This window comes from Nonomuraea antri (assembly GCF_013283785.1).
Classification (GTDB): Bacteria; Actinomycetota; Actinomycetes; order Streptosporangiales; family Streptosporangiaceae; genus Nonomuraea; species Nonomuraea antri.
Window position 1 is genome coordinate 1 of sequence record NZ_JABCPZ010000333.1, and the last position, 9003, is coordinate 9003.

Consider the following 9003-nt stretch of genomic DNA (forward strand, 5'->3'; position numbering starts at 1 on the left):
AATCTTCGAAGTCGTGTTACTACACTCGCGGCCCTTCGCGGCACCTCGAAGCTCACTACAGGCCATCTACCTGCAGATTCTCGCTGTCCACTCGCCATGTGTGACTACGAACTGCGGAACCCGGGTGGCAGTATTCCTCCCGGCCCAGCCGCAGGCGTCCTAAGAGGTGAAGGGGATCTTCCATCGTCACGGCTCGCACGCTTTCACTCGGGCCCCCTGCAGCGGGCGTTCGATGACGGTACGGAGCTGCCGGCGTCGGGGCACGTCGTGATCGGATCACATCATGATCCGGTGCAGAAGTCACAGGGGTGAAGGTGTCGGACCTGACGATCGGGATGCCGTGGGCGCGAGCCTTATGCGCCTTGCCGGCGTCCGGTGGGTGTGACAATGCCGTCGGCGTGGGCCGATGCGTTCAGGTATTCGCGACGGTTCGATGCCCGGTATATCTGTGGCGCTGTCCTTAAGGGGCGCTTGCGGGGAAGTGGGCGTGGCCATGCGGCGTGCTCAGGCACGTGCGAGTGTGCTGGACCCGGCGGGCACAGTATGCGCAATGATGGCGGCCGCAAGCAGCTTCAACGACAAGACGAACGATCTGGTGAAACGGAATCCGGGCTGCTGGTGAAAGTGGTGCCGATCCGGGTCGAATTGGCACGTCGAAATTCCAGAATTCGCTGATATATTCAGTGCTTCCCTGGCCTGATCGGACGGATGCTACCCGGCTGGTCTCGCGCTTCCCTGCGGAGATGGGTATGAAGGAGACCTCCAGCGTGCATCCATCGAAACCGGGTGCCGACAGCGAACCGTCCCGAGGGGGAGGTCGAGGTTACGCGCGCCGGCTGCGCCTCGGCGTCGGTCTGCTGTGCGTCGCGCTAGCGGCGACGGCGGTGCCCGTGTACCTGCATCAACAAGATCTGAAGGTCTCCCAAGCGCATGCGATCGCCCTCGACGGCATCAGGCAACGTGGTTCCGATTGGCGTGCGGCCAAGCTTCTGGGCTACGTGGCAGTAATAGCGCATTCGGATGAACGCACCAGATCCGCACTCGCGGATACGCTGGCGATGGAGCGTCGTGGCCTATTTCCGGGAAGCACGGTCGTCACCGATATCTCGTTGTCCGCCGACGGTGAAACCGCGCTTGTTTCAGACGTCCAGCAGGGTTATGCGGTCTGGAGACTCCGGAAGAGCGGCCGTGATACCGGCAGGGAGAACCTTCATGCGTCCAGGACGGGCACGCTGAACAGTGAGTCGGGATTGGCGGGGCTGTCGTCGAATGGGCGGAAGGCGGTTACCGCCGACCGGCAGAGCGGTGACATCAGCATGTGGGATCTGAGCGACCCCGATGAGCCGAGCAGAGTGTCCGTCCGAAAAGGTAACTACCGGGATACGCTGCTCGAGATCACGTTGAGCGCCGACGGCACGACTTTGTTCGCGGGTTTCGAAGGCGGTTCCATCGAGATCTGGGATCTCGGTGCCGGTCGAGAGCCAAGTCAACTGGTCCGCATGCAGGCGCACGCGGCTGGAGTTCGTGTTTTATCCGCGACGTCGGATGGTAAGACGCTGCTGACCTTGAGCGACGATTCAGCTATTTTCTGGTCCCTGGCCGATGGACGCCGGCCCGCCAGGCTCGCGGAGCTCAAAAGTGCGACTCTCGAGCCGAAGGCGCCAGAATGGAGCAGTGGCGCGATCAGTGCGGATGGCAAGCGGGCCATAATCGGACGGGGAGTCTGGGATACAACCGACCCACGGTCCCCTGCTCGTCTGGGCAACTTGTCCATCGCGCCGAAATGGGGGACTCCGGTCGCCATGTCGCGTGATGGATCGGTTGCCACCACAGTGCATGATGAGCTGGGCGGTACGTCGGGCTCTGATCCGGTTGTTCTGTGGGGGCTGAAGGACGGCAACCGTCCAGCCGAGCTGGCGTCACTCCGAGTGCCCGAGTCCGAAAGCCGGCTGGTGGCCATGAGCGAGGACGGGAGAACACTGACCGTGGGGACGGGGTCCGGCGCCTATTCTTGGCTACTGCCCGGCCTGCGCACGAATTTCGTCGAGGATGTGTGCCGTGAATCTCGGCCACTGCCGCCTTCTTCGGGCTATTGGGAGTCGGTGAGCACGGTGCCGGCTCCTGACATGCTGGGTGAGAGGCCGTTCGCGATATGTCCTCAGGACGGCACGTCGGAGAGGTGAGCCTTTCGGGGCTCCGGCCACGCTTGCGCCGCCGAACCGCCGGTCTCGGGAGCGCACGTTCAGATCGACCGGACGAGCAGTTCGGCGAGGAACGTCGTCCTTCCGGGTCGTCGGTGCGGAAGCCGAACAGTGGCGAGGCCCCCTCGTAGCTTCGTCGGCCGATGATCATCTCGCGGTCCCAGGCCTCGTCCGAGAAGTCCTCCCAGGCGATGCGGACCTCCAGGAACAGGCGGTTCAGCACCGGTGCGGGGAACCGGTACTCCTAGGCCACGGGCACGAGCACCCAGTCGCCGGCCGCCTGGGGAGCGTCGGTGAGCTTGACGGCGTCGGCCGCTGCGAAGGGGGCGTCCGTGGTGATGTGCACGGTCGCGTCCGGCGGGAAGGTCAGCAGGTCGGGGACGGTGCGCAGTGCCAGGCCGAGCGGACCTTAACTGGCGGCGACCGCGTCCCGCACGACTTCCCGCACAGTGGTTGTCCCGTTGGTGCGGACCGGTTCCAGCCGCTCCTCGCGCAGCCGGAGCCCGAACTCGCCGCCGCCCTCCATCCGGACGGTGAGAAGACGGTCCATCAGTCCCCCTCTTCGAGGTCCTCGAGAGCGGCGAAGAAGCCGGAGGCCCGGACCTCGGCCAGGAACTCCTCGGCGGTGCCCCGCCCGATCATGACGTAGCCGCCCTCGTCGTAGGCGGCCCAGGCGATGTGAAGCCCGTCGCGGACCTCTCCGGAGCCTTCCCACCAGGTGCCGCTGGACGCCGGTGAACCGCCGTCCCAGGAGTAGCTTTCCGCGGTGTGCTCGCGCTGGACGAGTGGGAGAGGCGGGAACTCCTGGCCGGGATCCATCGGGATGAGCGTCCGCCGACCGGCCACCTCGCCGGCCAGATGGGGAACGCCGTTGATGGAGATCAGGAGCGGCGCGAGCCGGTCGTACCAGACGTAAAGCCGCTCGTCGTGCGGCGTCGCACGTTCGGCACCGGCGGCGTGGTCGGCCAGGTCCTCCTCGTCCCAGTCGTCATCGGGGGAGGGGTGGTCCGCGTCGGTCAAGGTGTGCGCGTCCAGGAACTCGCCGGTCACCTGGGTCAGCTCGGCCACGCGGCGGGCCGGCCCGGCTGAGCAAGTGAGCTCCACTGCCGCCTCTGCCGGGAAGGTCAGCAGGTCGGGCACGCGCGCGAGCGCCGCTTCCAGCGGATCGGCGGCGTCAGAGCCGAGATCCAGCCGCTCGACCGGGCCCTTGCCGCGGCGAGTCAGCAGCTCCAGGCGTCCCTGCCGCCGGTGCAGCGTGCGGGCCAGGCGTCTGTCGTACATGCGCCAGGCCCGGACGTCGAGCAGCACCTCGCCGAGCGGGCCCAGCGGACGGCTGGGGTACAGGCAGTCCTCGGGGAGCCGTTCCCGCCGACGGTCGAGGTTGTTCACCGGTGTCCTTCCGTGAGCGAGGCAAGGCCGATGGCTGGATCGCGGGTCTCGGGGACAAATGACCGCCTGAAGCTGTGCGGCAAGTGTCGTCACCTTGCCGCATATGCCCTACTGCATATGCCTTCGGGCGGTGAGGGAGATACGGTTCCTGGACCGGTCCACCCGGTACCGGAATGGGGGAATGCTACTGATTGCTCCCAGTCTGGCGCAATGTCCCCACAAGAAAACTTCCGTGAATTCAATACACTAGCCGCCTGTGGCATGATCTCCTCAGCTCCCTGTGAAACCGCTACAAACCCCCCGGAGGGCCGCGTGCTGCCGCTGTTGACGAGTGATCCGCGGGAGATCGGCCCCTACCGGCTGGTCGGGCGGCTGGGATCCGGCGGCATGGGCGTGGTCTACGCGGGTGTGGACGTCGCGGGCCGGCGGGCGGCGGTCAAGCTGGTGCACGAGGTCCTGTCGGTGGACGTGGAGTTCCGGCGCAGGTTCAGCCGGGAGATCTTCCTGGTCGGCGAGATCGACGGGGCCTGCATCGCCCGGATCCTGCACAGCGACCCCGGCACCGAGCGGCCGTGGCTGGCGAGTGAGTACATCGCCGGACCCACGCTGGAGCAGCACATGAATGCCGAGGGTCCGTTGTCGGCGGACGCCTTGTACGGCCTGGCGGCCGGACTGGCCGAAGCCCTCGTGGCCGTGCACGCGGCCGATGTCGTCCACCGGGATCTGAAACCGTCGAACGTGATCCTCTCGCCCGAAGGTCCCCGTCTGATCGACTTCGGCATCGCCAAGGCGCTGGACGGCACGTCGATGACGCGTACCGGCCAGCTCGTCGGCTCGCCCGGCTGGATCAGTCCCGAGGAGTATGGCGAGGGCCCGTCGGGCACCCCGGCCGACGTGTACGGCTGGGCGATGCTGGTGCTGTTCGCCGCCACGGCCGAACACCCGTACGGCAGCGGCCGTCCGGAGGTGCTGGCCTATCGGGTGCGTGAGGAGATTCCGGAGACCGACGCCGTCCCCGAGGGGCTGCGTGAGCTCGTCCGCCGTGCGCTGTCCAAGGATCCCGCGGAGCGGCCTCTGGCCGCCGAACTGCTGGCGGCGGTGCTCGAAGCCTGGCCTGGCGGGACGGCGGAGGCGGAGCCCGTCGCGGACGCCACCGCGCTGATCCAGCGCACCTGGGTGATGCAGCCGCACGAGAGCCCGGACTGGTCGCCGGCCGCAATCGAGGAGGTGACCAGCCCGCGCACGTCCCGTTCGGCGAGCGTGGCCGATCTCATCGCAGCCGGAGCCGCGGTGGCGGCGGGGCCGATGACCACGCCGCCCCCGGTTTCGCCGCCCCCGGCTCCGCCGGCGCCGGTCGTGGCCAGGCGTCCGGCCTGGGTGCTCGCGTACGTCGCCACCGCCGTGGCGGTGACCTTGATCGCGGTGACGGCGATCGTCTCCTTCGCCCCCCGCGCGACCACGGAAACCCCGACCGAGGCGAAGGCCCAGGTGAAGGGACCGGCTCCGACCCCGGCAGTGACGGCCACCGCGACGGTGACGGCGACTCCTTCCCTCGCGGCGCCGTCGAAGAAGCCCCGGTTCAAGGGCGAGCCCGTATCGTTCAAGGGGATCACGATGACGCTGCCCAAGGGGTGGCGCATGATCAAGGTGCGCGAGGACCTGGTCTGCCTGGAATCTCCCCGCTCACGGGGGTCGAGCGGCCCCTGGGAGTTCGCCTGCAGGCCCGATGCCATGGTGGTCAAGACCGGCTCGGGTGACAAGTCCTGGCCGGGCGACTCCATCGAGGACACGCGGTGGGGCTGGTTCATCAACAACCCGATGCCCTGCCTGCGCGACGGCCGGACCTGGCGCGACCCCGAGGGCACCTACGACATCTACACCGGAGAGTACGGCCTGTACGAGCGGGCGGACGAGGAAGGCGCCAGGCTCAGCTACTCCGGGCTGGCCAAGATGGCCGACGGCAGGAAGGCGTACTACCGCAACTGGCGGATTCCGTGCTGGAACCATGGGTCGTACACCATGAAGATCTGGCACCTGCCACAGTCGAAGGTCTCCTTTTTCGTGCTTGGCGCGCACGACGCAGACGCCAAGGGGTACCGGCAGATCATCGCCTCCACCGACCTCACCGGCTACAAGCATGCCGTCCCCGCGTAACCGTTGCCGGAGCACAGGGAGCGCGAGTGTATGTAAACTCGATACACATTTTGTTTGCATTTTCGGCTCACGCTGAGCCGAGGCGAGCCGGCGATCGCGTGGCGGCAGACGTCCCTGGGTGACCTATTGGCTATCGCAAGGGTTTACGCGTATTTCCGTGAGTTCGATACGCATGGTTCTTGGGGGCGGGTGCGGCTGGCCCGTATCAGACGGAACGTAGAGCCTTTGGAAGGCTTATGCAGCGCCAGGCCGGGCTGGACGAGTACGCGGGCCGCACCGTCGTCATCCGGAGATCGATCAGCGGGCGCTGAACGGGCTGACGTTCAGTGCGGCGCTGGCGCTCCACACGTTGCAGGTCCGGATGGCGGATGTCGCCTCCGCTGCCGGAGTGCTGGCGGAACCGGCTCGATTCGTGGTGCGGTGAGACGATTGTGCGGGGTGCGATCTCACACCGGTTTCGGGGAGTCGCGCTCGGGTGATTCATACGCGAGGTAGGCCGTGACCCCGTACGCCAGGTGTGGGACCAGGTCGGAGAGCCAGTCCGAGGCCGACCATTTGCGTGGATCGGTGATCCCGAGAGCCGCGAGCGGGCCGTTCGAGCCGAGCATCGCCAGCCCGGTGAGCAGGGACACCCCGATCGGCCAGGCCGGACGTCTGCTCGTGGTGAGCAGGCCGTAGCACACGGCCGCCATCGCGCCGGTGCCGTATCCGAGCAGGGGGCCCAGGGCGGCTCTGCGGTCGTCGGCCTGTTCGCCGTGGCCGAGGTCGAGGTGTGCCCGCTCGGCCAGCATCTCCACGGCCCGGCCTGGCGTGCTGCTGGCCGGGCGGGCTCGGATCGCCATGTCGAGGTAGGAGGCGATGTTGAGTGCGCTGGTGCCGGCGGCGCCGGCGATCAAGGATCTCAGCAGGGTGTGCATCGCGGCCGCCTTGGTGCTGGAGCGTGTCCGCCCGTCGTGTGGATGGTCGGCGAGGCCCGTCGCGGTGCATCCGCCCTCGTCGGCGGGCCTTGAAGGGCGATCTACCCGCGACGGCCGCGCTGCGAAACCAGAACGGCACCGCTGCCTCGTGGGCGTTTCGGGAACGTCAGTCGATGGTGATGACTACGTTTCCGCGTTTGTGTCCGGTCTCGACGTAGCGGTGGGCCTCGGCCAGTTGGTCGAAGGGGTAGCGCCGGTCGATGACGACGCGTAGTTGTTCCGCCTCGATGAGGCCCTTGAGCAAGGCCAGTGAGTCGTTCTTGTCCACCGACATTCCGGTCACGACCTTCCTGCCGCGCGACAGCGACGTCCCGAGGGAGAGGAAGGTGTTTCCGAGACCGGTGGTGGGGGCGTAGCGGCCCTGGCGGGTCAGTACCGTCCTGGCCTGGGCGAAGGAGCTCTTGCCCAGCGTGTCGAAGACGATGTCGTACCGCGCCCCGCTCCTGCTGTAGTCCTCCTTGGTGTAGTCGATCACCTCGTCGGCGCCCAGTTCGGCGACGAGGTCGGCGTTCCTGGGGCCGCAGACCGCCGTGACGTGCGCGCCGAAGTGCTTGGCGAGCTGCACGGCGTAGGTGCCGATGCTGCCGGACGCGCCATAGACCAGAACCCGGTGGCCGGCCCGGAGCCCGGCCTTTCTGAGGAAGTACAGTGCGGTCGAAGCGCCGTCGACCGCGGCGGCGGCCTCCTCGAAGCCGAGGTTCACCGGCTTGAGCTCGAGAGAGGCCCGCTGGGCGAGGCACACGTACTCGGCGTTGGCGCCGAGCCGGAAACCGGTGAAGCCGAAGACCTCGTCACCGGGCCGGAACCGGGTGACCTTGGCGCCTACCGCCTCGACCCGCCCGGCCAGTTCGGTGCCCAGGGTGCGCATCCGCTTCCGCGGGCGGCGTAATCCGAGGATGATCCTGCCCCATAACGGCTCGCCGCGGCGCATGGCGCACTCCGCCGAGGTGACGGTCATCGCGCGTACCTGGATCAGCACCTCGTCCTCCCGGGGTTCGGGCTTCGGCACCTGGTGCAGGGCGAGAACCTCGGGAGGACCGAACCGGGTGTAGATCGCTGCCTTCATGCGCGTATTTCCTGTCTTGGGGGGCCGGGGAGAGCCGATGAATCCAGGATTGTTCACGCATGCTGAGGAAATGCTGAGAAGTGCGATGTTGCGGCTCCCCCGGCTGTGGCTCCCCCGGCTGTGGCTCCCCCGGCTGTGGCTCCCCGGTCACGGTTCCTGGTCACGGTTCCTGGTCGTGGTTTCCGGTCACGGTTCCTGGTCGTGGTTTTGCGCGAGTCCGTCCGGTCCCGCCCGAGTCCGGCTGAGTGTGCCGGAGTAGCCGCGGCGATCTCAGCGGGTGGCGCGGTACGCCTCGAAGATCTTCTTCACCACGACACCGGGGTGGGACATCATCACCACGTGCGAGGAGCCACGCACCTCGGTCACCTTGCTGCCGGCGCGCTCGGCCATGAAGCGCTGCGCCGCGGGCGGGATCACGTTGTCGGCCGTCGGGATGATGTACCACGACGGCACGCTCTTCCACGCCGGCGCGCCGCTGTGCCCGGACAGGCCGTCCACGCTGCCGGGCCGCTGGGTGGCGGCCATCAGCCGGGTCTGCGAGGCGGGCAGGTCGGCGGCGAAGACGTCGCGGAACTTGGCCGGGTCGATGTAGCCGTCGTGGCCGCCGCCCGGGAACGGCCGGATCACCAGTGCGGATTCGAGCTTGCTGCCGGGGAACTTCTTGGCCAGTTCCAGCGGGCTCTCGCCCTCGTCGGGGGCGAAGGCCGCGGCGTAGACCAGGGCCTTGACGTTGTCGTGGCCGCGGGCGGCGTTGGTGATGGCCGCGCCGCCGTAGGAGTGGCCGACCAGGATGACCGGGCCGGGGACGGTGTCGATGATGCTGGAGACGTACGCGGCGTCGCCGGCCAGGTCGCGCAGCGGGTTGGCGGCGGCGATCACCGGGAAGCCGGCCGCCTGGAGCGCGGTGATGGTGGCGTTCCAGCCGGAGGAGTCGGCGAACACGCCGTGCACCAGCACCACCGTGGGCTTGCCCGCCGTCGCTGTCGCCGCCGCGGCGGGGGCGGCCGCTGAGGCGGGGGCGACGGTGCTGGTAAGGCCGAGCGTCAGGGTCAGGGTGGCGAGCATCAGGCCGAGGCCGCGCCGCCGGGAGCGGATCGTCATGGGGTTCTCCTGGGAGTTCGTGCCGCTGTGGCAGTGGCGGTGGTTACGGCACGAGCTTCCGGCGCGGACCCAGGCGGACGAATCGGTCAGTTGACTGCACTCCCGCCCGTACCCC

At 68.0% G+C, this 9003-nt stretch carries 7 protein-coding genes; 2 read left to right on the plus strand and 5 right to left on the minus strand.

All coding sequences use genetic code 11. The annotated features are described in order from the left end of the window. The first annotated feature begins 749 nt into the window (after positions 1-749). The gene (locus HII36_RS50990) at positions 750-2183 is read left to right on the plus strand and encodes a WD40 repeat domain-containing protein (protein ID WP_173530634.1); all 1434 of its coding nucleotides are present in this window, start codon (positions 750-752) and stop codon (positions 2181-2183) included. A 427-nt stretch (positions 2184-2610) separates the two neighbouring features. Here the strand turns inward: HII36_RS50990 and HII36_RS50995 are convergent, their stop codons facing one another. Further along, positions 2611-2751 (minus strand): hypothetical protein, encoded by a 141-nt coding sequence (locus HII36_RS50995; RefSeq protein WP_173530635.1) that lies wholly within the window; start codon positions 2749-2751, stop codon positions 2611-2613. Then, entirely contained in the window at positions 2751-3590 is an 840-nt protein-coding gene (locus HII36_RS51000) for a hypothetical protein (RefSeq protein WP_173530636.1), read from the minus strand. The genes HII36_RS50995 and HII36_RS51000 overlap by 1 nt, the downstream gene beginning before the upstream one ends. A gap of 312 nt (positions 3591-3902) precedes the next feature. Here HII36_RS51000 and HII36_RS51005 point away from each other — a divergent pair, with 312 nt between their 5' ends. Further along, a complete protein-coding gene (locus HII36_RS51005) occupies positions 3903-5744 on the plus strand; it encodes a serine/threonine protein kinase (protein ID WP_173530637.1) in 1842 nt (613 codons plus the stop codon). 446 nt (positions 5745-6190) lie between these two features. Here HII36_RS51005 and HII36_RS51010 read toward each other — a convergent pair whose 3' ends face one another. From HII36_RS51010 to HII36_RS51020, 3 genes are all read right to left on the minus strand, one after another. Beyond that, positions 6191-6661: a hypothetical protein gene (locus tag HII36_RS51010; RefSeq protein WP_173530638.1), complete on the minus strand. Its 471-nt coding sequence runs from the start codon at positions 6659-6661 to the stop codon at positions 6191-6193. 166 nt (positions 6662-6827) lie between these two features. Then, on the minus strand, positions 6828-7787 hold the full coding sequence (locus tag HII36_RS51015) for an NAD(P)-dependent alcohol dehydrogenase (protein ID WP_173530639.1): 960 nt from the start codon (positions 7785-7787) through the stop codon (positions 6828-6830). A gap of 270 nt (positions 7788-8057) precedes the next feature. Next, entirely contained in the window at positions 8058-8888 is an 831-nt protein-coding gene (locus HII36_RS51020; protein WP_173530640.1) for an alpha/beta fold hydrolase, read from the minus strand. Positions 8889-9003: the final 115 nt, after the last annotated feature.

Excerpts from the sequence above, each read along its gene's own strand:
- HII36_RS51020 (WP_173530640.1), bottom strand. The coding sequence starts at position 8,888 with ATGACGATCCGCTCCCGGCGGCGCGGCCTCGGCCTGATGCTCGCCACC.
- HII36_RS51010 (WP_173530638.1), bottom strand. The coding sequence starts at position 6,661 with ATGCACACCCTGCTGAGATCCTTGATCGCCGGCGCCGCCGGCACCAGC.
- HII36_RS50990 (WP_173530634.1), top strand. The coding sequence starts at position 750 with ATGAAGGAGACCTCCAGCGTGCATCCATCGAAACCGGGTGCCGACAGC.
- HII36_RS51015 (WP_173530639.1), bottom strand. The coding sequence starts at position 7,787 with ATGAAGGCAGCGATCTACACCCGGTTCGGTCCTCCCGAGGTTCTCGCC.
- HII36_RS50995 (WP_173530635.1), bottom strand. The coding sequence starts at position 2,751 with ATGGACCGTCTTCTCACCGTCCGGATGGAGGGCGGCGGCGAGTTCGGG.